Annotated in this window: 18 protein-coding genes, 2 tRNA genes and 1 other RNA gene; 9 read left to right on the top strand and 12 right to left on the bottom strand. The window is 70.6% G+C overall.

Annotation, left to right across the window (positions count from 1 at the left end; translation table 11 throughout):
* Positions 1–230 precede the first annotated feature (230 nt).
* Both WH85_RS51120 and ffs read right to left on the bottom strand, forming a co-directional pair.
* Entirely contained in the window at positions 231–3911 is a 3681-nt protein-coding gene (locus tag WH85_RS51120) for a DNA polymerase III subunit gamma and tau (protein ID WP_045747209.1), read from the bottom strand.
* A gap of 89 nt (positions 3912–4000) precedes the next feature.
* An RNA gene (ffs, locus tag WH85_RS48285) (signal recognition particle sRNA small type) lies at positions 4001–4097 on the bottom strand.
* 84 nt (positions 4098–4181) lie between these two features.
* Here ffs and WH85_RS39140 point away from each other — a divergent pair.
* The 3 genes from WH85_RS39140 to WH85_RS39150 all read left to right on the top strand — a co-directional run bounded on the left by WH85_RS39140 (position 4182) and on the right by WH85_RS39150 (position 4946).
* Positions 4182–4269: transfer RNA gene (locus WH85_RS39140), tRNA-Ser, on the top strand.
* A gap of 102 nt (positions 4270–4371) precedes the next feature.
* Complete coding sequence (locus tag WH85_RS39145; RefSeq protein WP_045747210.1) at positions 4372–4578, top strand: ribbon-helix-helix domain-containing protein; 207 nt, start codon at positions 4372–4374, stop codon at positions 4576–4578.
* Positions 4575–4946: a type II toxin-antitoxin system PemK/MazF family toxin gene (locus WH85_RS39150; RefSeq protein WP_045747211.1), complete on the top strand. Its 372-nt coding sequence runs from the start codon at positions 4575–4577 to the stop codon at positions 4944–4946. Before WH85_RS39145 ends, WH85_RS39150 begins: the two co-directional genes overlap by 4 nt.
* 154 nt (positions 4947–5100) lie before the next feature.
* On the opposite strand, the gene WH85_RS39155 is transcribed toward WH85_RS39150, so the two are convergent.
* The 4 genes from WH85_RS39155 to WH85_RS39165 form a co-directional block, all read right to left on the bottom strand.
* Positions 5101–7335, bottom strand: a complete 2235-nt coding sequence (locus WH85_RS39155) for a hypothetical protein (RefSeq protein ID WP_157411494.1) — start codon at positions 7333–7335, stop codon at positions 5101–5103.
* A gap of 132 nt (positions 7336–7467) precedes the next feature.
* Positions 7468–7809 carry an STAS domain-containing protein gene (locus WH85_RS39160; RefSeq protein ID WP_045747213.1) on the bottom strand — a complete coding sequence of 114 codons (342 nt, stop codon included), beginning with the start codon at positions 7807–7809 and terminating at the stop codon, positions 7468–7470.
* A 223-nt stretch (positions 7810–8032) separates the two neighbouring features.
* The gene (locus WH85_RS49445; protein WP_083449600.1) at positions 8033–8242 is read right to left on the bottom strand and encodes a hypothetical protein; all 210 of its coding nucleotides are present in this window, start codon (positions 8240–8242) and stop codon (positions 8033–8035) included.
* Positions 8243–8596: 354 nt separating this feature from the next.
* Positions 8597–8686: transfer RNA gene (locus WH85_RS39165), tRNA-Ser, on the bottom strand.
* A gap of 115 nt (positions 8687–8801) precedes the next feature.
* On the opposite strand from WH85_RS39165, the gene deoD reads away from it, so the two are divergent.
* Positions 8802–9509, top strand: coding sequence for a purine-nucleoside phosphorylase (gene deoD / locus WH85_RS39170; protein ID WP_045747214.1), 708 nt, complete (start codon positions 8802–8804; stop codon positions 9507–9509).
* A 60-nt stretch (positions 9510–9569) separates the two neighbouring features.
* On the opposite strand, the gene WH85_RS39175 is transcribed toward deoD, so the two are convergent.
* From WH85_RS39175 to WH85_RS39185, 4 genes are all read right to left on the bottom strand, one after another.
* Positions 9570–10004 carry a nucleoside deaminase gene (locus tag WH85_RS39175; RefSeq protein WP_425394689.1) on the bottom strand — a complete coding sequence of 145 codons (435 nt, stop codon included), beginning with the start codon at positions 10002–10004 and terminating at the stop codon, positions 9570–9572.
* Positions 10005–10012: 8 nt separating this feature from the next.
* A complete protein-coding gene (locus WH85_RS39180) occupies positions 10013–10522 on the bottom strand; it encodes a tRNA adenosine deaminase-associated protein (protein ID WP_045747216.1) in 510 nt (169 codons plus the stop codon).
* A gap of 90 nt (positions 10523–10612) precedes the next feature.
* Positions 10613–10780, bottom strand: a complete 168-nt coding sequence (locus WH85_RS51905; protein WP_169792549.1) for a hypothetical protein — start codon at positions 10778–10780, stop codon at positions 10613–10615.
* Positions 10781–10837: 57 nt separating this feature from the next.
* Positions 10838–11242 carry a hypothetical protein gene (locus WH85_RS39185; protein ID WP_052721132.1) on the bottom strand — a complete coding sequence of 135 codons (405 nt, stop codon included), beginning with the start codon at positions 11240–11242 and terminating at the stop codon, positions 10838–10840.
* A gap of 140 nt (positions 11243–11382) precedes the next feature.
* Between WH85_RS39185 and WH85_RS39190 the strand changes: the two genes are divergently transcribed.
* The 3 genes from WH85_RS39190 to WH85_RS39200 are packed head-to-tail and all read left to right on the top strand — an operon-like array spanning position 11383 to position 13700.
* Complete coding sequence (locus WH85_RS39190) at positions 11383–12141, top strand: M23 family metallopeptidase (protein WP_045747217.1); 759 nt, start codon at positions 11383–11385, stop codon at positions 12139–12141.
* A gap of 2 nt (positions 12142–12143) precedes the next feature.
* Positions 12144–13097: a prephenate dehydrogenase gene (locus WH85_RS39195; protein WP_045747218.1), complete on the top strand. Its 954-nt coding sequence runs from the start codon at positions 12144–12146 to the stop codon at positions 13095–13097.
* A gap of 33 nt (positions 13098–13130) precedes the next feature.
* Positions 13131–13700, top strand: a complete 570-nt coding sequence (locus WH85_RS39200) for a DinB family protein (protein WP_045747219.1) — start codon at positions 13131–13133, stop codon at positions 13698–13700.
* Here the strand turns inward: WH85_RS39200 and mtnA are convergent.
* Positions 13697–14659, bottom strand: a complete 963-nt coding sequence (mtnA, locus tag WH85_RS39205; protein ID WP_045747220.1) for an S-methyl-5-thioribose-1-phosphate isomerase — start codon at positions 14657–14659, stop codon at positions 13697–13699. The genes WH85_RS39200 and mtnA overlap by 4 nt on opposite strands.
* 21 nt (positions 14660–14680) lie before the next feature.
* A complete protein-coding gene (locus WH85_RS39210) occupies positions 14681–16528 on the bottom strand; it encodes a M48 family metallopeptidase (protein ID WP_045747221.1) in 1848 nt (615 codons plus the stop codon).
* Between the two features lie 107 nt (positions 16529–16635).
* On the opposite strand from WH85_RS39210, the gene WH85_RS39215 reads away from it, so the two are divergent.
* Both WH85_RS39215 and WH85_RS39220 read left to right on the top strand, forming a co-directional pair.
* Complete coding sequence (locus WH85_RS39215) at positions 16636–17694, top strand: PHP domain-containing protein (protein WP_045747222.1); 1059 nt, start codon at positions 16636–16638, stop codon at positions 17692–17694.
* A gap of 43 nt (positions 17695–17737) precedes the next feature.
* Positions 17738–19408: a DUF885 domain-containing protein gene (locus WH85_RS39220; RefSeq protein WP_045747223.1), complete on the top strand. Its 1671-nt coding sequence runs from the start codon at positions 17738–17740 to the stop codon at positions 19406–19408.
* The last annotated feature ends 446 nt before the right edge of the window (positions 19409–19854 follow it).

Consider the following 19854-nt stretch of genomic DNA (forward strand, 5'->3'; position numbering starts at 1 on the left):
GGGCAAGGCTGGACACCTGTCTGCGTGGTGACTTCGGGCACGCTGACCACCCGAAATCACCACACTGCTGTGGGGCGTGGTGATTTCGGCCGCGCTGAGCGCCCGAAGTCACCACGCAGACAGACCCTGACTGCGAAAGGTGTCCGGAGGACGTCCTCGTGGCCGGTGCAGTGGCCGAAGGCGTCAGACCGGGAAGGCGTAGTGATCTGGTGTCAGCTGGTCCGGAACGGTCAGAGCTCGCCGATCTTCTCGGCCCCGAACGCGTCGCGCAGAAGCTGCATGGCCTGTGCCTCGCCGCTCAGCCGGGCCGTCTTCTCGTCGATCACGTCGTCGGTGGGCTCGTCCCCCGGATCGAAGCCCTGGAAGCCACCGGAGGGCGCCCCGTCGTACTCGGGGTCGTACGGCGCTTCCTCGGTAGGCGTGCCGTCGGACCAGGCGGAACTGCCGGGCGCATTACCGGTGTTCGGTCCCGTCGAATCCGCCGGCCGGCCCGGAGGTGCGTTGCGGGCGTTGGCCAGCGCAGCACGCGCCGCCGAGGCCCCCTGACCGGTTCCACCGCCGACGCCGCCCCCACGGGCAGCCGCCCGGGCAGCCTCCATGGCGGCGGAGCGAACCGGCGCCCCCGGCCCCGCCGCCCCCGACGCAGCGGCAGCAGGTGAGGCCTGTGCAGGCCGTGCCGCCGCAGCAGCCCCCTGAGCCGACCGCGCCACGGCAGCAGCCGCAGCAGCCGGACCACCGGCCGAGCCGGCCCCCGGCGCTGAAGGCGCCCCCGCCGATGCCGATCCCGACACCGGTGCTGCCGACGTCGATGCTGCCAATCCCGACACCGGTGCTGCCGACGCCGATCCCGATGCTGCCGGCGGTGCCGAAGACGGCAGTGCCGAAGACGCTGGCGACATCGAAACGGCCGCTCCGCCGAACGCCGAGCCACCGCCCAACCCCGATGCCGGCCGAGCAGCCGACGACGGCCCCGAGCCTGTCACCGACCCGGAACTCGTTCCGCCCGCCGAACCCGCCCCCACTGCCGAACCGGAATCACCGGTGTCACCAGCTTCGAACCCGGCACCAGCAGCACTGACACCGCCAGAAGCCTCGGAAGCACCGAATGTTCCGGAAGCGTAGGGGTCTTCGTCAGCATCGGAGGCACCCACGGCATGGGAAGTCCCGGCATCGTCGAAGGCCGCAGCCCTGCCACCGATCTCCGAAGACTCGATCGGCTTCGCGAGCCCGGACGCGCCCTTGCCGGAAGCTCCGGTGCCCGGCTTGACCGGTTCGGGCCAGCCGTCGTCATCCACCGGAACAGCCCGCTGCGGGGTGGCACTGTCCGGCCGGACCGGTTCCGGCCAGTCGGAGTCGCCGCCCGCAGAAACAGCGGAAGCACCGCCCGCGGACATGGCGGAAGCACCGCCCGCGGACACAGCGAAGCCGCCGCCCGGCGAAACGCCGGCAACAGCGCTTCCGAACGGGCTGCCCTGAGTCGCACCGGCTCCGAAGCCCTGGCCCGCGAATCGAGCCGCCGACCCTGCCGAAGCGCCGCCGGACCGAGACCGGTCAGGCGCCGAGCGGTCAGGTGCTGAGCGGTCAGGTGCTGAGCGGTCAGGTGCTGAGCGGTCAGGTGCTGAGCGGTCAGGTGCTGAGCGGTCAGGTGCTGAGCGGTCAGATGTCGAATGGTCGGGTGCTGGGCGGGCCGGTACCGGCCAGCCTTCGTCGTCGCTGTCGGCGGCGGGTGCGCGCGGCGAGCGGGACGGGCGGGATTCGGTCCGGCCGGTGTTGTGCTCGGGGGCGGCGGAGGCCGCCTGCCCGGACGTGCGGCCCTCCGGCATCCGGCGGCCCGCCGACTGGTCGCGGGACGGGGCGGTGTTGCGGCCACCGGCGTTGCGGGCGGCCACCGGCGCGTTCGGGTCGACGATCTCGCAGCGGATCTGCCATGAACCGGCGACGACGCTGCTCAACGCCTCGCTGATCTTCTCCCGGAACTCGAGGAAACGCTCCGCATAGCGCGCCGTCGGTGCGGTGAAGACCACCGTGTCACCGTCGAGGTCGCGGATGGCGATACCGCCCTGCTTCATCTTGCTGACCAGGTCCTGCTGCCCGCTGAGGGTCTGCCAGGCGTCACGGACCCGGGCCAGCCGCGATTCGGGCGAACTCGCGGCCTCGACAGGCTCCGGCGGCTCCTCGTCCCACGGCGGCTCGTCGTCGTAGTCACCCGAGGCCTGGGCAACCCCGGCCGGACGACCACCGGCGACCGGATGCCCGTCCTGCTCGCCGGACGCCCCCGAGCCGGCCCCGGAAGAGACCTGCCCGGCAGAGGAGTCCGACCCCGAAGGAGAGGCCGAGCCACCGGAAGAGACCGAAGCGTCGTCGCCCGGAGCACCGCCCCCGGCGACCGGCTCCGCCGAAACGCCGTCGTTCCCCGAAGCCGCCGAGCCGTCCGCCGAACCCGTGGGCGCGCCCGCCGGATCGGCTGTCGTCATCGCAGGCGCAGCCGGAGACGCAGGCGCGGCCGAAGACGCAGGCCGCCCGCCCGGAGCCGCAGGACGCCGCGTGCTCGAGCCCGAGCCCGAGGCCGCAGCCCTGGCAGCAGCCTTCGCAGCAGCCAGTCCACCACCGGCACCACCCGCGACGCCACCACCCGCGATCCCGCCACCGGTGGGCAGCCCCGAACCGGCGACCGGACCAACGCCGGAACCAGCCGCAGCCGCCGGCAGACTTGCTGACGACAGCTCACCGCCACCCCCGGCGGCCGCCGGAAGCACCATCCCCCGCTCCAAGCGGTCCAGCCGCTGCAGCAGGGCACCCATCGAGTCGTCCGCACCGGGCAGGAGCATCCGGGCCGTGATCAGCTCGAGCAGCAGCCGTGGCGCGGTCGTGCCGCGCATCTCGACCAGGCCGGTGTGCACGATGTCGGCGCAGCGGGACAGCATCGCCGGGCCCATCCGGGAGGCCTGCGAGGTCATCGCCTCGAGCTGGTCGGCCGGGCCGTCGATCAGGCCCTTGGCGACCGCGTCCGGCACCTGCTGCAGGACGATCAGGTCGCGGAGGCGTTCCAGCAGGTCGGAGGCGAAGCGGCGGGGGTCGTGGCCGGCCTCGGCGACCCGGTCGATCGCGGCGTAGGCGCCGGCGCCGTCGGCCGCCGCCAGCGCGTCGCACATCTCGTCGATCAGGGCGACGTCGGTGACGCCGAGCAGGGCGACCGCCCGCGGGTAGCTCACGCCGTCGTCGCCGGCACCGGCGATCAGCTGGTCGAGGACCGACAGGGTGTCCCGGGCGCTGCCGCCGCCGGCCCGCACCACCAGCGGGAACACCGCCGGGTCGACGTGCACGCCCTCGGCCTCGGTGAGCTGCTGCAGGTAGGGACGCAGCACCGCGGGCGGGATCAGCCGGAACGGGTAGTGGTGGGTGCGCGAGCGGATGGTGCCGAGGACCTTGTCGGGCTCGGTGGTGGCGAAGATGAACTTCACGAAGTCGGGCGGCTCCTCGACCAGCTTGAGGAGCGCGTTGAAGCCGGCCGACGAGACCATGTGCGCCTCGTCGATCACGTAGATCTTGTAGCGGCTGTTCGCCGGCGCGAAGAACGCCTTCTCGCGCAGTTCGCGGGCGTCGTCGACACCACCGTGGCTGGCCGCGTCGATCTCGATGACGTCGATCGATCCGGCACCGTCGGTGGCCAGCGACTTGCAGGAGCCGCACACGCCGCACGGGTCGGGCGTGGGACCCTGCTCACAGTTGAGCGAGCGCGCCAGGATCCGGGCGCTCGAGGTCTTGCCGCAGCCGCGGGGGCCGGAGAAGAGGTAGGCGTGGTTGAGCCGCCCGCTGCGCAGCGCCTGCGACAGCGGTTCGGTTACGTGTTCCTGACCGATGACCTCGGCGAACGTGCGCGGCCTGTATTTCCGGTAGAGCGCGAGTGCCACTCCGACCCCTCTCAACGACCGCGCCATTGTCCGCCGGGGGTACGACAAGAACCAACACTGTCCCGCTGCCGTGGAACCCGCGCCGGAACGCAAAGGACCCCTCGTGCACCCGTCAGAGCCCGCTTATCCTTGCTGCCTTCCGGCCCTGGGGAGGTTCACGAGATACACGCCGCACGAGGGGCTGCCCGCCACCTTACCCTCTCCGAGATCAGCCCCCGAGTGGGACCCCCGTGCGTGAGCTAACGTACGAAGGTCTGTACTCTGGCCCACGGAGGATTCGCCTAGTGGCCTAGGGCGCACGCTTGGAAAGCGTGTTGGGGGAAACCCCTCACGAGTTCGAATCTCGTATCCTCCGCCAGCAACACGAGTGAGGCCGGACCCCCAGGGTCCGGCCTTCTTGCTGTGTCCGCCACCTTCGCCGCGGTGGCAATCTTGGTCCTACCGCAAGTAGCATCCTGCTATGAAGATTAGCGTCAGCCTCCCTGAGGAGGATGTCAGGTTCCTCGACGAGCAGGGGACGAACCGGTCGGCAACCCTTCACGAGGCCGTCGCCCTTCTGCGTGACCGGCAACTCGCCGATCAGTACGCGGCGGCGTTCTCCGAATGGCACGACTCACCTGACGCCGAGCTGTGGGATGCCACGACCGCCGACGGACCCTTGTCATGAAGTGGGGCGACATCGTGCGAGTCGATCTGAACCCCGTGGTCGGCAGCGAGGCCGACAAGGTTCGGCCCGCGGTGGTCGTCGGTAACGACGGCGCCAACCAGGCGGCGGAGCGGTGGGGGCGCGGCGTCGTCACGGTCGCACCGATCACCTCGAACGTCAGTAAGGTCTATCCGTTCCAGGTGCTGATCGCCGCCGATCACGATATGACAGGCCTCTCGACCGAGTCCAAGATTCAGGTGGAACAGATCCGGGCTGTCGACGTCGCGCGCATCGGGCGGCAGCTCGGGCGCCTTCCGAACAGCCTGCACGAACCACTCCGCGACGCCTTGGCCCTGCATCTCGGCCTGAAGAGCAGCAGAGCCTTCTGACAGCGAGTCACTACCATCTTCGGGTTCGCGTGCGGTGAGCGGGTGGGCACCGGCAGCGAGAAGGCCCGGGACTATTCTCGGTCACGAAAACAGTGCGGGCGAGGGCCGGCTCCTGATCGGAGCCGGCCCTCGCCTTCTGTGTCGGTGCGGTGCGCTACTTCTTCTTGACCGTCACGGTCGCGCTGACCGCCTTGCCGTCGGTGTGGCCGGTGCGCCTGGCGATCACGGTCACCGTCAGCTTCTTGCCGGACCAGGCCTTCTTCAGGGTCAGCGTGGACGTGCGGGCGACGACCTTGCCGGCGACCCTCCACTCGTACGCGTAAGAGGTCGCCGAGGGCGACCAGGCACCCACCGAGACCTTCACCTTCTTGCCCACCTTGACCGTGCCGGTGATCTTCGGCTTCTTGGTCGCGGCCGGCGCGATGCCGTAGGCCACCGTCGTCGCGGCCGAGGCCACGGCGGAGGATCCACGGTTGGTGCGCTTGGCGGTCACGGTCACCCCGAGGCGCTTGCCGCGCTGGGCGGCGGGGATGGCGTACGCCGCCCCGGTAGCCCCCTTGATGGCCGCGCCGTTCGACGTCCACTGGTAGGTGTAGGACGTCGCCGCCGGGGTCCAGGTGCCGGTGACCGCCTTCACGGTGGCGCCGACCCGGACGGTCCCGCTGATCGTCGGCGCCTTGGTCGAACGCAGCAGTGCGGCCGAGACGCGGACCGCGCCCTTCAGCGTCGCCGTGGTGCCCCGCAGGCCGGACGTGACCGTGACGTCCCAGGTTCCCGCCTGCGCCTCGGTGATGTCGGCTTCGACGGTGAGCGCGGTGCGGAAGTTGTTGACGTTCCGGACCACCGCGGTGATCGGCTTCTGGCCGGCGCGGGTCAGGACGACCCGGTCGGCCGGGTCGAAGGAGGTGCCCACGAAGTACAGCGGCACCGGGTTGTCGTTGATCGTGTCCGGCTGGTCGACCATCGTCACGCTGAACGGCTCGTCGGCGCACGGCTGGTATTCGCAGGTGGTGGTCGCCCGGAACGGGATCGTCGCGGTGCTCGCGCCGGCGGTGATCAGCAGCAGGCCGTACCCGGACTGGTTGTCGATGCCGCAGGCCCGGTCGCAGGGCAGCGGAGAGCTGTCCGTGCTGTCGGTGGCCTTGAGGTAGTACGTCTCCGGGAGCTCGCTGCCGCCTCCGGTGTTGGTGGCGGTCAGCGCGAACCGGTGGGTCGGCTCGTTGAGCGGCACCGCCGCGCAGTACGCCGTCCGGCTCGCGTCGAGCGTCCCGGTGAACGGCCCGAATCCGCCGGGCGCTCCGGTGAGCTGGCGGGTGCAGGCTTCGGCGGGCTGGTCCGGGGTGCCCAGGTTCCAGGTGTTCAGCCGGTATCCGCCGACCGCGCCGGCCGGCATGATCACCTGGTAGGAGCTGGATCCGGTGACCCGGCATGGGGTGCTGGTGCATTTGAAGGCGCCGGTGCCGTCGGTGACCCAGCCGCCGCCGGAGACCCAGTAGCTGGCTTTCGCCGTGGCCGGGAACCGGTAGCAGGCGAGGTCGTCGGTGGCGGTGCGGGCGCCGGTGGTGGCCGGCCCGCCGAGCGTGGTGCCGACGGTCTGGCAGGCGGCGCCGACGGTCGGCTTGCGGGTGATCCGGAAGGTCGCGTCGTAGCGATTGCTGACCAGCACCGCGGTGTACGCCTTGCCGGCGTCGAAGCGGCACCGGAAGGTCTTGGTGGCGACCCGTGCCGCCACGTCCGACGAGGCGTTGCCGCAGACGATCGTGCCGGCGCTGTCCCGAACTGTCAGGGCGACTCCGGCCCGCGGCGCGACGTCCGTGGTCGTCAGCGTCGCGATGCTGACCATCTCGGAGGTCGCCTGCGCGGAGGCCGGGATGGTGTAGCAGGTGGCGAACCGGTCGGCGCCGAACCGCGGGGTCGCGCCGACGGTGTCGCCGTATCCACCGCGGGGCAGGACCGCGCAGTCGCCGAGCTGGTCCATCCGCTGGACGGCCACGCCGTAGTCGTCGACGCTGCCACCGCCCGCGCCGGCCGTGACCAGCACCCGGTACGGTGCCGGCCCGCTCAGCGTGCAGTTGGTGCCGCTGCAGGCGGCGGCACCGTCGGCGTCGACCACGGCGGTGGTGACCTCGGCGCCGCGGTAGATCCGCCAGGCCGTCAGCACGTTGATCCGTGCGCCGGCCGGTGTGTCGAGTGTCAGGCAGTCCGTCTCGCCCTCAGCGAGCGATCCGCGGTATCCGCCGTCGATCAGGCCCTGGTCGGAGACCGGTGTGCAGTTCGCCGGAATGTCGACCCGGGCGACCGGAGCGGCGGCGGCCTGAGCGGCCGGTATGCCGACCAGGAAACCCGATGTCAAAGCCGCACCGATCCATGCGGCCACTGTGCGTCTCACGACGACTCCCCCGTGCGTGTCCATGTAGCACGGATCTTGTCATCGGAGTCAATGTCCGCCTATTGATGTCCCATGATGCGGGAAGATCCAGGCCGGAGGCGACTACGGACCCGTAACGACCTCACAGGACACTCACAGTTGGGCGGCCGCTATGGCGTCGTCCACCTCAGGAAAAATAGCGAAATAACGGGCTAGACCGACCGTCTCCATCAGCTGCGCCAGGAACGGGCTGGCCGCCGCGAAGCTCAACCAGCCGCCGCGCGCCGCGATCACCTCCTTGCTGGTGATGAACGCGCTCAGCCCGATCGAGTCGCAGAACTTCAGTGCGGTGAGGTCCACGACGATTCTCGGCACCGGGCGCTCCAGCAGGACGTCGAGCTCGCGCTGGAGTTGCGCCGCGGTGTCGGCGTCCAACTCGCCGCGAAGGTGCAGCACGGCGACGTCGGAGCGGTGATCGGTGACTGTGGCCTGCATGGTGATGGCTTCCTACCCGTCGATGGGAACTCAGCCTAGATCCATTATTTCGCCACACATCGGACAGAGCGTGCGTCGGGATCATGGACCGCGGGCGCCCGGAAGCACGACGCCGGCGCAGGAATGCACGAGAGAGCCGGACCCGTTCGGGTCCGGCTCTCTCGTAAGGCTGGCCGAGACAGTCAAGCAGGAACGGCGCAGCCCAGGCTCTTGGCGGGCTCGGTCAGAGCTCGCGCCACCGCCAGCGTGGACCACGCCACGCGTCGGCCAGGATCATCGCGGATGCCCGGCCGGGACACTGTTGCACCTTGGACTTCCCGTCGGGGCCGCCCAACTGTGCCTCGACCTCCCAGCTGACGCCGTCCGTGCGGACGTAGACGTCCCGCCGCTGAAGACGGAGGTCCCCATTCCACCAGTGATGCTCAACTCTCACGTGACAAATCTAGGACACATATCGAAGTATCTGGGTGGGGCGATCCTGTGAAAGTTTCTCGCCGCCCGGTCGGAACCACATTGTCTGATCCGGTGTAATTGGCTCCGGTGACTTGCGCTACACCCTACGTCGCAGGGCCGTCCCCGATCGAGCACTCTCGGTGACCGAGCAATGTGATACCCCCAGGAAACACATACGTTACAAGAGCACCGCTGATCATGGAGAACGACCGAACGGCCGATCCACCGATCGTGCGTGTGGGGGAACCCGCCGAGAAACACGGAGGGTAATCAACGAGCCGAACCGGCCCGGAAAAGCCGGAAGCCCGGTCCTCGACGGACCGGGCTTCCGGTTTGGCGGTGGCGGAGGGATTTGAACCCTCGGAGGGCGTAAACCCTCACACGCTTTCGAGGCGTGCTCCTTAGGCCGCTCGGACACGCCACCGGTACGTACGTTACCTGACGCCGGAGCGCGCTTGACGCCGGGTCACCCATAACCCTGCGCCACCGCGCTGACCTGGCAAGATCGGCGACATGAACTACCGAAACGGAGATCTGGCATGAGCGTGCACATCGGCGGCAAGCCGGGAGACATCGCCGAGCGGGTGCTTCTGCCCGGTGACCCGATGCGGGCGAAGTGGATCGCCGAGACGTTCCTCGAGGACGCGGTCTGCTACACCGAGGTCCGCGGGATGCTGGGCTTCACCGGCACCTGGCAGGGCGTCCGGGTCTCGGTGCAGGGCTCCGGCATGGGCATGCCGTCGGCCTCCATCTACACCCACGAGCTGATCAACGACTACGGCGTGAAGTCGCTGATCAGAATCGGTTCCTGCGGCGCGCTCGCACCCGACCTGCACCTGGGTGACGTGGTCGCCGCGATCGGCTCCGCGACCGACTCCAACATGAACCGGTCCCGGTTCGACGGCCTGATCGACTACGCCCCGGTGGCCGACTTCGGCCTGCTGCGCACCGCGGTCGAGGCCGCCGAGGCGCAGGGCACCCCGATCCGGGTCGGCCCGATCCTGGCCGCCGACGCCTTCTACACCGACCGCCCCGACCTCTACGACTCGCTGGCCGACTACGGCGTGCTCGCGGTCGAGATGGAGTCCGCCGCGATCTACACGATCGCCGCCCGCTACGGCGCGAAGGCCCTGACCGTCCTCACCGTCAGCGACCACATCAAGCGTGGCGAGGCGATGGATTCGGCACAGCGCGAGAAGGGCTTCAGCAACATGGTCAAGATCGGTCTCGCGACCGCCATCGCTTAAGTCCTCCGGGGTACGGCCGGACCACCTCGCCCGCACGGGCCGAGGTGGTCCACCGCGCTCTCAGCGGAAGAAGTCCCGCAACTGCCGCGCGCACTCGGACTCCAGTACGCCGGCGTACACCTCGGGCCGGTGGTTGAGCCGGTTGTCGCGCACCACGTCCCACAGCGAGCCCACCGCGCCCGTCTTCGGCTCCCAGGCGCCGAAGACCACGACGGCGATCCGGGCCAGCACGATCGCCCCGGCACACATCGTGCACGGCTCCAGCGTCACGACGAGCGTGCAGCCCTCCAGACGCCACGTGCCGAGCCGTTCCGCCGCCCGGCGCAGCGCCAGCACCTCGGCGTGCGCGGTGGGGTCACCGGTGAGTTCCCGTTCGTTCCCGGCCGCCGCGATCTCGGCGCCGTCCGGCCCGAGCACGATCGCCCCGACCGGGACGTCCTCCGGCGAGGAGGACGCGACGGACATCGCCCGCCGCATCCATTCCTCGTGTCGCACGCGACGGTTCACGCCTCGCGCAACTCCTCCATCTCGTCACCACAGCCGATCCTCTGGCAGATCTCGGCGGTGATGTCGGACGGCAGCATGCCCTCCATGCCGCACAGGGCCAGCAGGCGCTGCGCGGTCACCCCCAGATCGGCAAGCAGCTCGGCGTCACCGACCGGGTCGGCGTCCGGATCGACCGGGGTGCCGTTGTCCTCGTCGTCGGTGGTGGCCAGGTCGTCCACACCGAGCGCCGGGTTCTCCACCTCACCCAGCAGCACCGCACCGATCCGCGACTCCTCCGCGTAGGCGGAGTCCGAACCGAAGACCCTCAGGTCCTCGCCCTCGTCCAGGCGAAGGATCGCAAGGTACTCGTCATCGCTCTCGACGAACAGCAACGCGAGATCCGCGTCCGCCTCGGTGTCCCGCAATGCGTCCACGACCTCGTCGATGTCCGCCAGGCCCGAAAGCTCCAGCTCCGACGCCGTCCAACCGCTCTTGCCCCGGGCGACGGCGGCAGCGAAAATCGACACGATTCCCCCAACACGACTCTTGTTCCTCAGCGCCTGACGGTAGCGGGTGGCGCGGCGGGCGCATCGCGCCACGCCTTGAGGGAGGTCAAGTCAGTTGGCGGGGCGACGCCGCGTGGCGATCAGCTCACGCAACCGCATGCCGTGCACCCGCTGGAAGGGGTTGGAATCACGCACCGACTTGGCGTGGGCGAGAGCCGCCAGCAGCTCCAGCCGGCGGCGGCAGCGTTCCGGGTCGAGCCGGTACGGCGAGGGGGCCATGGTGCCGAGCGTGAAGGAGTCGTGCGGCTTTCGTCAAGGGTCGATGAGCGCGCCGCTTCACCACAGCGGGAAGTCGTACGTCCCGATCCAGCGCAGGGCCACGAACACCATCGCCAGGGACAGGCCGAAACCGCTGGCCACGGCGATGCCGACGGCCACCCCGCGATCGCCGAGCAGGCTCAGGACCACGGCCACCAGCCAGGCGCTCGCGGCGGCGCCGATCGTCCACCACGCGTACGACATGAGGGAGCCGCCGAGGGCGCCGAAGAGGACGAACCAGGCCGTGGTGCCGGCCAGCCCGGCGAGCACCGGCAGGGCCGTCACCCGGTGCACCTCGCGGTAGACCGGGCGCGGTGGCGGCACGGCGAACGGCGCGGACTGCGGAAGCGGCCGCTGCGGTGGCGGGAGGTAACCCGCCGGCGGGGCGGCCGTCGTCCAGGGGCCCTGCTGCCCGTCGGCCATCCGTCGCCCCTCTCCGCCGTTCACACGGCCGGTCTCGCGTCCCTCGATGCAGCGTAGCCACACCGGCGCCGTCGTGGCGCCGGCCGGTGAGGATCGTCGCGAGGTCGGCGGACCGTCCCGGGTTCTGTCAGGATGGCGCGGTGCGATTCCTCCGTACCCTCTCCGGCCTGACCGCCGCGGCTGTCTGCCTGACCGCCTGCGGCTCCTCCGGCGGTGCGGTCTCCACGGCCTCCACGCCGCTGTTCGTGCAGCCCTCGGGGAGCACCCCGGCCTCGGCCTCGGCCCCGGCGGCCGGATCGGCCGCCGTGCCCGCGCCGAGCGCCACCACCGCCGACCCGGCCACCTCCTCCGCCCCGCCGAGCACGTCCCCGGCGCCGCCGGCGACCACCGAGGTGAAATACGTCTTCCCGGTGGACGCGTCGAACGTGGATTTCCACACCACCCACTCGAAGTACCCGGCGACCGACATCTTCGTCGACTGCGGTGAGCGTTTCGTCGCCACCACCAGCGGCGTGGTTCTGGAGACGAGCCGCGCGGACAACTACGTCGAGGGCAGCGCCGACGGTCCGAACAACGGTGGTCTGTCGGTCTCGATCCTCGGTGACGACGGCGTGCGTTACTACGGCTCGCACCTGAGCAAGGTGCAGTCCGGCATCGAGGCGGGCGTCCGGGTGACCGCCGGCCAGCTGCTCGGCAGGAGCGGCAAGACCGGCAACGCCAACAACGTCTGCCACGTGCACTACGGCATCTCGCCGCCGTGCGCGAAGACCGGCGACTGGAAGGTGCGGCGCGGGGTGATCTGGCCGGCGACGTTCCTCAAGTCGTGGCGCAACGGCGGCCGGAAGAGCCCGGTCGCGACCGTCGCCGCCTGGGAGAAGAAGAACGACTGCAAGGCGTGACGATGCGGACAGCAGTGATCGGTCTCGGTCTCATCGGCGGCTCGCTGCTGCGGGCCTCCGCGGCGGCCGGCCACGAGACGACCGGCTTCGACGTGGACCCGGCGACCCGGGAGGCGGCCCGCGCGGCCGGTCACCGGGTCGCCGAGACGGTGGGCGCGGCGGTCGAGGGCGCCGACGTGACTGTTGTGGGCGTACCCCTCACGGTGTTGCACGAGGTGCTGCCGGAGCTTGCCGGGCACGACGGCCTGGTGACCGATGTGACGTCGGTGAAGGGCCCGGTGCGGGACCTGATGGCGAAACACGGGATCCGCCGGTTCGTGGGTGGGCACCCGATGGCCGGCAAGGAGACCTCGGGCTTCGCGGCGTCCGATCCTGATCTGTTCACCGGGTGTGCCTGGGTGCTCTGCCTGGAGCCGCACGGCACCGACCTGGGCGACTGGCTGACGCTGGCCCGGCTGTTCACCGGGATGGGCGCGCGGGTGGTGCCGGTGACCGCCGACGAGCACGACGACGCGGTGGCCGGCATCAGTCATGTGCCGCACCTGGTGGCTGCGGCGCTGGCCGCGCCGATCGCGGCGGATCCGCTGGCCGGCGCGCTCGCGGCGGGTTCCTTCCGGGACGGCACCCGGGTGGCGGCGACGCGCGCCGCACTGACCGCGGCGATGTGCGGGGGCAACGCGAGCGCGGTGCATCGACGACTGCGATCGATCATCGACGACCTCACCGTGATGGCGGACGCGCTGTCGACCGGCGATCCGGTGCCGGCCCTGATCCCGCACCTGAAGCCGGGCGAGCGGGCCCGCAAGGCGTGGCCGGCCGCACCGGGCCGTCCGGAGACCGTCGTGACCGAGATCGAGCCGCTGCTGGCGCTCGGACGGTCCGGCGGATGGGTGACATCGGTGGGCGACGGCGACGTTCTCGCCCTGCGGCCGGAAAGTGGCCGCAATCGCTCCTAGCGTGGTGTGCAGACACCCACGAAGGAGCCCGTCATGCCTGGTCAGGTCCGTCCCGTCACCGATGAGCAGGATGGTCTGCTCGCCTACCTCGCCCAGATGCGCTACGTGCTGCGGTTGACCGCTTTCGGACTCACGCCGGAGCAGCTGCGAGCCACCCCGTCGGCCAGCACGCTCAGCGTCGCCGGGCTGATCAAGCACTGCGCGGCGACCGAGGAGAGCTGGATGACCACCGTGCGCGGCGAGGCGCAGCCGGTGGACTACGCGGCCTACGCCGCGAACTTCGTGATGGCCGAGGACGAGACGATCGAGGAGATCCTTTCCGGGTACGACCGGATCGCCGCCGAGACCGAGAAGACCGTCACCGGGCTGGCCGATCTCGATCATCCGGTACCAATCGACCACTCGGTGCCGTGGAACCCGCGGGACGCCGACTTCTGGTCCCTGCGGTGGGTGCTGCTGCACCTGATCCAGGAGACCGCACGGCACACCGGGCACGCCGACGTCATCCGGGAGACCGTCGACGGGGCCTCCGCGTACCCGCTGATGGCGGCCGCCGAGGGGTGGCCGGAGACCGCCTGGCTCAAGCCCTGGACGAAGTCCTAGAGCTTCTCGCCGTGGTCGAGCCGGATCACCCGCCGGTCGGTGACGATCGCGGTCACCAGGTCGTGCGGGGTGACGTCGAACGCCGGGTTCACCGCCTCGCTCCACGCGGTGACCTCGGCCGAACCACGGTCCTCGATCTCCACGTCCGCGCCGGTGGCGGTCGCGACGTCGACCGTCGACTCCGGCGCGACCACGATGAACGGGATGCCGGCACGACGGGCGCCGAGAGCGTGCGAGTACGACCCGATCTTGTTGATCACGTCGCCGTCGGCGCAGATCCGGTCGGCGCCCAGGATCACCGCGTCCACCTCGCCGCGGGCCATCAGGAACGGGCCGGCCGAGTCCACCGCCACCCGGTGCTCGACGCCCCAGCTGCTCAGCTCCCAGGAGGTGAGCCGGGCGCCCTGCAGCAGCGGCCGGGTCTCGCTGGCGATCACCCCGCCCAGCCGGCCCCGCCGGTGCAGCTCGCCGACCACCCCGAGGGCGGTGCCGACGGTCACCGCGGCCAGCGCGCCGGTGTTGCAGTGGGTCAGCAGCCGGGCCCGCTCCCCGCACAGCTCGGTCACCAGATCCGCGCCGCGGGCCGCCATCGCCTCGGAGGCGGCGATCTCGGAGTCCCGGATCGCGCACGCCTCGGCCAGCACCGCGTCCGGTCCCTGCCCGAGCCGGCCCGCGGCACGCCGGGCGCCACCGGCCAGGTTGACCGCGGTCGGCCGGGCGTTCTCGATCCGGTGGACGGCCGCCTCGAGCGCGGCCGGGTCGTCGGCGTGGATCCGGGCCGCCAGGGCGACCCCGAAGGCCCCGGCCACACCGAGCGCGGGAGCACCCCGGACCGCCAGCGACTGGATGGCCGCGATCAGCTCCCCCACCGTGTGCAGCCGGAGAATCCGCAGTTCACCGGGGAGGGCCGTCTGATCGATGATCTCGACGGCCCCGTTCACCCAATCGATCGTCCGCATCCGACGACAGTAATGCCGGCCCTAGGCGTTCGCGCGCTCGTTGATCCGGTTCAGGACCTTCTCGAAGATGTCCCGGCTGTCCCCGATCGTGTCGCTGGTCCAGCGCTCCTTGAGGGTCAGCGAGGTGCCGTCGTGCAGGCTCAGCACCACGTTCATCGGCACCGTCTTGACGATCTGTGCGGCCGCCACGTCCTCGTACGCCACGAAGCGGTAGTGCGCGGCCAGCCGCTCCGGCCCGGCCGCGACCAGCGCCGCCACCCGCTTCTCGCCCTCGTTGGTGTCCTTCGGGGCCGGCACCAGCACCATGCCGCGGGTCAGCAGGATCAGGTCGGTCTCGTCGTCGCCGGCCCGCACGTTGGGCAGCGCGCCGATCACGTCCGCGCCGCTCGCGGTGGCCTTGGTCTCGACCACCCGGGCCGCCGCGACCTCGATGCCGGCCTCGGCCAGTTTCGCCCGGGCCTCACCGAGCGTCTCCGGGGCGACCGCCAGCTTCGCGATCGGGCTGTAGTCGACCGGCTCGCCGGCCGCGTCGACCAGCCGGGCCGGCTCGGACCACGAGTGCTTCCAGACGGCCGCGCCGGAACGTACCGCGGCCAGCTCGAACAGGTCGTCGAGCACGGCGGCGAACCGGGTGGCCGCCTCCTCGCGGCTCACGTTCGGGGCGAACTCGGCGGCCAGCTCACCGAGACGGCCGGCCTCGACCAGGCCGAGCACCTCGGCGAGTCCGGCCTCCGGGACCCCCAGCCGGCGGGCGGCCGCACGGAACACCCGGTCGGCACGGCGCTGACCGATCGCGATCAGTGAGGCGGCGGTGAAGTCGGGCCAGGACAGGACGGTACGCGTACCGAAGTCGATGACCTCGCTCTGCAGTTCCAGGGCGGCGCCGCCGAGCTGGGGCAGCAGCACCGAGGCGGGACGGCCGTCGGTCGGGTGTTCGGAGGCCGGTGCGGCCCGCATGGCGGCGATCCGCTCGCCGGGCGCCGGGTGCGAGTCCCAGCGGGACGTCTCCGAGTCCGGTTCCTCGTCGCGCAACTCCGCCAGTTCCTCGGTACGGGCGGCGTACAGCCGGCCGAACCCGCCGAAGATGTCGTCCGGGGCGTACCCGATCTCCCACCCGTACGCGACGTAGTTTCCGAAGTAGAAGTTCCAGGCGGAGGCGACGACCGGCAGGTCCCGCATGGTGCTGACGGCGGCGTCGACACCGGCGACCCGGACCGACGCGAGGTCCGCCTCGAGCTCCTGGCGACGGCCGACGGCGTTGCTCACCAGCAGGTACAGGTAGCCGTACCCCTTGAAGACCCAGCCGAAGACGTTCCACTTCCCGACCCGGCTGAGGGTCTCGTGCATGGCGAGCCGCCCGCGGTAGGCGATCTCCGCCATCCGGGTGTGCGACCCGGAGTAGTGGCCGAGCTCGTGGGCGAGCACCGAGCGCATCTGGTCGACGGTGAACGTCTGGAGCAGCGGCATGCCGATGTAGAGGCGGCGGGTCCCGGCGATCAGGCCGAGCAGCCTGGTGTCCTCGCTGACCGCCGCGTTGACCTCGGGGACCAGCCGGATCTCGTCCGGGGCTCGGGTGCCGGCCTCGTCGGCCATCTCCCGGACCGTGGCCCACAGCTCGGGCGCCTGCTCGGGGGTGAGGATCAGGCCGTGCGGCTCGTCGGGCCGGGCCCGGAGCGCCCGCCAGAGTCCGGCCGCGATCGCGCCGACCGCGCCGAGCAGGATCCAGCTGAACTTGGCGGCGGCGAGGCCGCTGAAGTGGCCCCAGATCCAGAGGACACCGAGCAGGGCGGCGGCGAACTGGACGAGGCCGAGTACGTAGAAACCGACGAGCATCACGACGGACAAACCGGCGCGCATGGCCGTAGACATATTCTTTTCTCCCCGTTGACCTGCCCGAAGAGCCCGGACAGCGGTGGGAAGATACCGGCCTCGATATACACCCAGCAAGATCCTTTCGGGGCCATAAGGTGGCAGGTATGACGTCGCGTGACCCGGTCGCCGATCTGCGGCGCATCGCGTTCCTGTTGGAGCGGGCGAACGAGGCCACCTACCGGGTCCGGGCGTTCCGGTCGGCGGCCGCCACCGTGGCGGCCACCCCGCCGGAGGACCTGCGGGCCCGGGCCGAGGCCGGCACGCTGGCGAAACTGCCGGGGGTGGGTGACGTGACCGCCCGCTGCGTCACCGAGTCGCTGGCCGGTGAGGAGCCGGTCTACCTGCGCCGGATCAGCGCCACCGCGGGCACCGACCTGCCCGCCGCGGCTGCCGCGCTGCGGTCCGCCCTGCGCGGCGACTGCCACGTGCACTCGGACTGGTCCGACGGCGGCTCGCCGATCGAGGAGATGGCGCTGGCCGCCGCCGACCTCGGCCACGAGTGGTTCGTGCTCACCGACCACTCACCGAAACTCACCGTGGCCCGCGGCCTGACCGCGGACCGGCTGCGCCGTCAGCTCGACCACGTGGCCGCGCTCAACGAGGCGCTGCCGGACGGCTTCCGCATCCTCACCGGGATCGAGGTGGACATCCTCGAGGACGGTTCGCTGGATCAGGAGGACGAGCTGCTGGCCCGGCTCGACCTGGTGGTCGGCTCGGTGCACAGCAGGCTGCGCGACGACTCGCCGCGGATGACCCGGCGGATGCTCACCGCGATCGCCGACCCGCACCTGGACGTGCTCGGCCACATGACCGGCCGCAAGGTCGCCACCACCGGCGAGGGCGACGCCGCGCACGGGAAGTCGCGGACCCGCCCGCCGAGCACGTTCGACCTGGACCGGGTGGTCACCGCCTGCCGGGAACACGACAAGGCCATCGAGATCAACTCCCGGCCGGACCGGCTGGACCCGCCGAAACGGATGCTCACCGTGGCGGTGGAGGCCGGCTGCCGGTTCAGCATCGACACCGACGCGCACGCCCCGGGTCAGCTGGACTGGCTGGGCAACGGGTGCGAGCGGGCCGCGCTGTGCGGTGTGCCGGCCGAGCGCGTGGTCAACACCTGGACGGCCGAGCAGCTGCTCTCCTGGACCGGCTCGCACGCCTGAAACCGGCGGTTACCGGACGCTCTCGTCCCGTAGGGTCGGCGAGGTGGGAAGAATTGACGAACTCGCCGATCGATACGTGGACGAGTGGGCCGAGCTCAACCCGACGGGCGCGACCGCCGTGGGCATCGCCGGCCACGACGACAAGACCGACGACCTCTCGCCGGAGGGTTACGCCGCCCAGGCCGAGCTGGTCCGCCGCACCATCAACGACCTGGACACCGTCGATCCGGTGGACGAGCCGGAGAACGTCGCCAAGGAGGCGATGCTCGAGCGCCTCGGCCTGGAGCTGACCCGTTACGACACCGGCTACGCGGCCACCGACGTCAACGTCATCACCAGTGGGCTGCACGGCCTGCGGATGACGTTCGACGTGATGCCGACCGAGGGCGAGGAGGCGGTCGCCAACATCGCGGCCCGGCTCAACGCCTTCCCGACCGCCCTGGAGCAGTACCGCCGGACCCTGCTGGAGGGCGCCGACAAGGGCCTGATCAGTGCCCGGGCCCAGCTCCTGGCGGTGGCCGAGCAGTGCGAGGCGTGGACCGACCCGACCCGGGACGGTTTCTTCCAGGGCCTGGCGAGCCGGCTCCGGGCGACCGGCGCGCTCGCCACCGAGCTGCAGCACGGTGCGGCCGCCGCCACCGCCGCCACCGCCGCGTTCGGGGTCTTCCTCCGGGAGGAGCTGGCCCCGCGGGGACGTGACAAGGAGGCGGCCGGGCCGGAGCGGTACGCGCTCGGCTCGCAGTACTTCCTCGGCGCCAAGGTGGACCAGCTGGAGACGTACCTCTGGGGCTTCGACGAGCTGGACCGGCTGGAACGCGAGATGCGCGCCGTGTCGGCGGTGATCGCCGGGAAGGGCGCCACCGTGGACGAGGCGGTCGCCGTCCTGGACGCCGACCCGGCCCGCAACATCGGCAGCAAGGAGGAGTTCCGGGACTGGATGCAGGCGCTGTCCGACCGGGCGATCTCCGAGCTGAACGGGACGCACTTCGACATCGAGCCGCCGGCCCAGAAACTGGAGTGCTGTCTCACGCCGACCAGCGACGGCGCGATCTACTACACCGGGCCGAGCGAGGACTTCTCCCGTCCGGGCCGGATGTGGTGGGCGGTGCCGGAGGGGCAGGCGTCCTTCTCCACCTGGCGCGAGGTCACCACCGTCTACCACGAGGGTGTCCCGGGTCACCATCTGCAGGTCAGCCAGGCGTTGCTGCGGGCCGACTCGCTCAACCGCTGGCAGCGCCTGCTGTGCTGGTGTTCGGGACACGGCGAGGGCTGGGCGCTCTACGCCGAGCGGCTGATGGACGATCTGGGTTACCTCACCGATCCGGGCGACCGGCTCGGCATGCTCGACGCCCAGGCGCTCCGCGCGTGCCGGGTGATCGTCGACATCGGCATGCATCTGGAGCTGGAGATCCCGCGGGACAACCCGTTCGGCTTTCACCCGGGTGAGCGGTGGACGCCGCAGCTGGGCTGGGACTTCCTCCGGGCGCACACCCGCCAGCCGGAGGAGGTGCTGCGCTTCGAGTGGAAGCGGTACCTGGGGTGGCCGGGGCAGGCGCCGTCGTACAAGGTCGGCGAGCGGATCTGGCTGCAGGCCCGGGACGAGGCAAAGCGCCGTAAAGGCAGTGATTTCAACCTCAAATCGTTCCACCGCGATGCTCTGGACCTCGGGTCACTCGGGCTCGATCCGCTCCGAAAGGCACTGGCCAGGATTTGAGTCATTAGGGCCTCTCCGTATCCAAAACGGGACGGAGAGGCCCCCGTTTGCGTATGGGATCAACTACGCACAGTCATTTGTAACGCGAGCGCGAGTAGAGCAGCACTTACTGTGAAAGTCGAGTATCCGAGACGTAACAAATCCGAAGTAGAAGTCATATTCACGTCCTGCCTGCGGTCCGGATACGATCTGCCCGGCGCGCGTCACTTTGTTCTTGGAACCCGCCTGGACAGGAGCTTCACCCCGTCTCAGCGGTTGCTACAGCCAAGTGGGCGACGTCGCGTATCCACCGATCAGCCGAGCGAACTCTGACCCTTGGAAAGGGGTTTTCTGAGGTTTTCTCGGATAGATTGACCCAGATCGGTGCGCCCTCATGGCTACCGTCGGTAGCCACCATAGGCCCATCGCGTGTGCATGGCGGAGGACTAAAGCAATGTCAGTCTCGG

It is taken from the genome of Actinoplanes rectilineatus, assembly GCF_000962825.1.
In the GTDB taxonomy this organism is placed as follows: Bacteria; Actinomycetota; Actinomycetes; order Mycobacteriales; family Micromonosporaceae; genus Actinoplanes; species Actinoplanes rectilineatus.

What these genes read in the sequence shown, in the direction of transcription:
- WH85_RS39145 (WP_045747210.1), top strand. Translation starts at nt 4,372, where the DNA reads ATGAAGATTAGCGTCAGCCTCCCTGAGGAGGATGTCAGGTTCCTCGAC.
- WH85_RS39150 (WP_045747211.1), top strand. Translation starts at nt 4,575, where the DNA reads ATGAAGTGGGGCGACATCGTGCGAGTCGATCTGAACCCCGTGGTCGGC.
- WH85_RS39160 (WP_045747213.1), bottom strand. Translation starts at nt 7,809, where the DNA reads ATGCAGGCCACAGTCACCGATCACCGCTCCGACGTCGCCGTGCTGCAC.
- deoD (WP_045747214.1), top strand. Translation starts at nt 8,802, where the DNA reads ATGAGCGTGCACATCGGCGGCAAGCCGGGAGACATCGCCGAGCGGGTG.
- WH85_RS51905 (WP_169792549.1), bottom strand. Translation starts at nt 10,780, where the DNA reads ATGGCCCCCTCGCCGTACCGGCTCGACCCGGAACGCTGCCGCCGCCGG.
- WH85_RS39185 (WP_052721132.1), bottom strand. Translation starts at nt 11,242, where the DNA reads ATGGCCGACGGGCAGCAGGGCCCCTGGACGACGGCCGCCCCGCCGGCG.
- WH85_RS39195 (WP_045747218.1), top strand. Translation starts at nt 12,144, where the DNA reads ATGCGGACAGCAGTGATCGGTCTCGGTCTCATCGGCGGCTCGCTGCTG.
- WH85_RS39200 (WP_045747219.1), top strand. Translation starts at nt 13,131, where the DNA reads ATGCCTGGTCAGGTCCGTCCCGTCACCGATGAGCAGGATGGTCTGCTC.
- mtnA (WP_045747220.1), bottom strand. Translation starts at nt 14,659, where the DNA reads ATGCGGACGATCGATTGGGTGAACGGGGCCGTCGAGATCATCGATCAG.
- WH85_RS39210 (WP_045747221.1), bottom strand. Translation starts at nt 16,528, where the DNA reads ATGTCTACGGCCATGCGCGCCGGTTTGTCCGTCGTGATGCTCGTCGGT.
- WH85_RS39215 (WP_045747222.1), top strand. Translation starts at nt 16,636, where the DNA reads ATGACGTCGCGTGACCCGGTCGCCGATCTGCGGCGCATCGCGTTCCTG.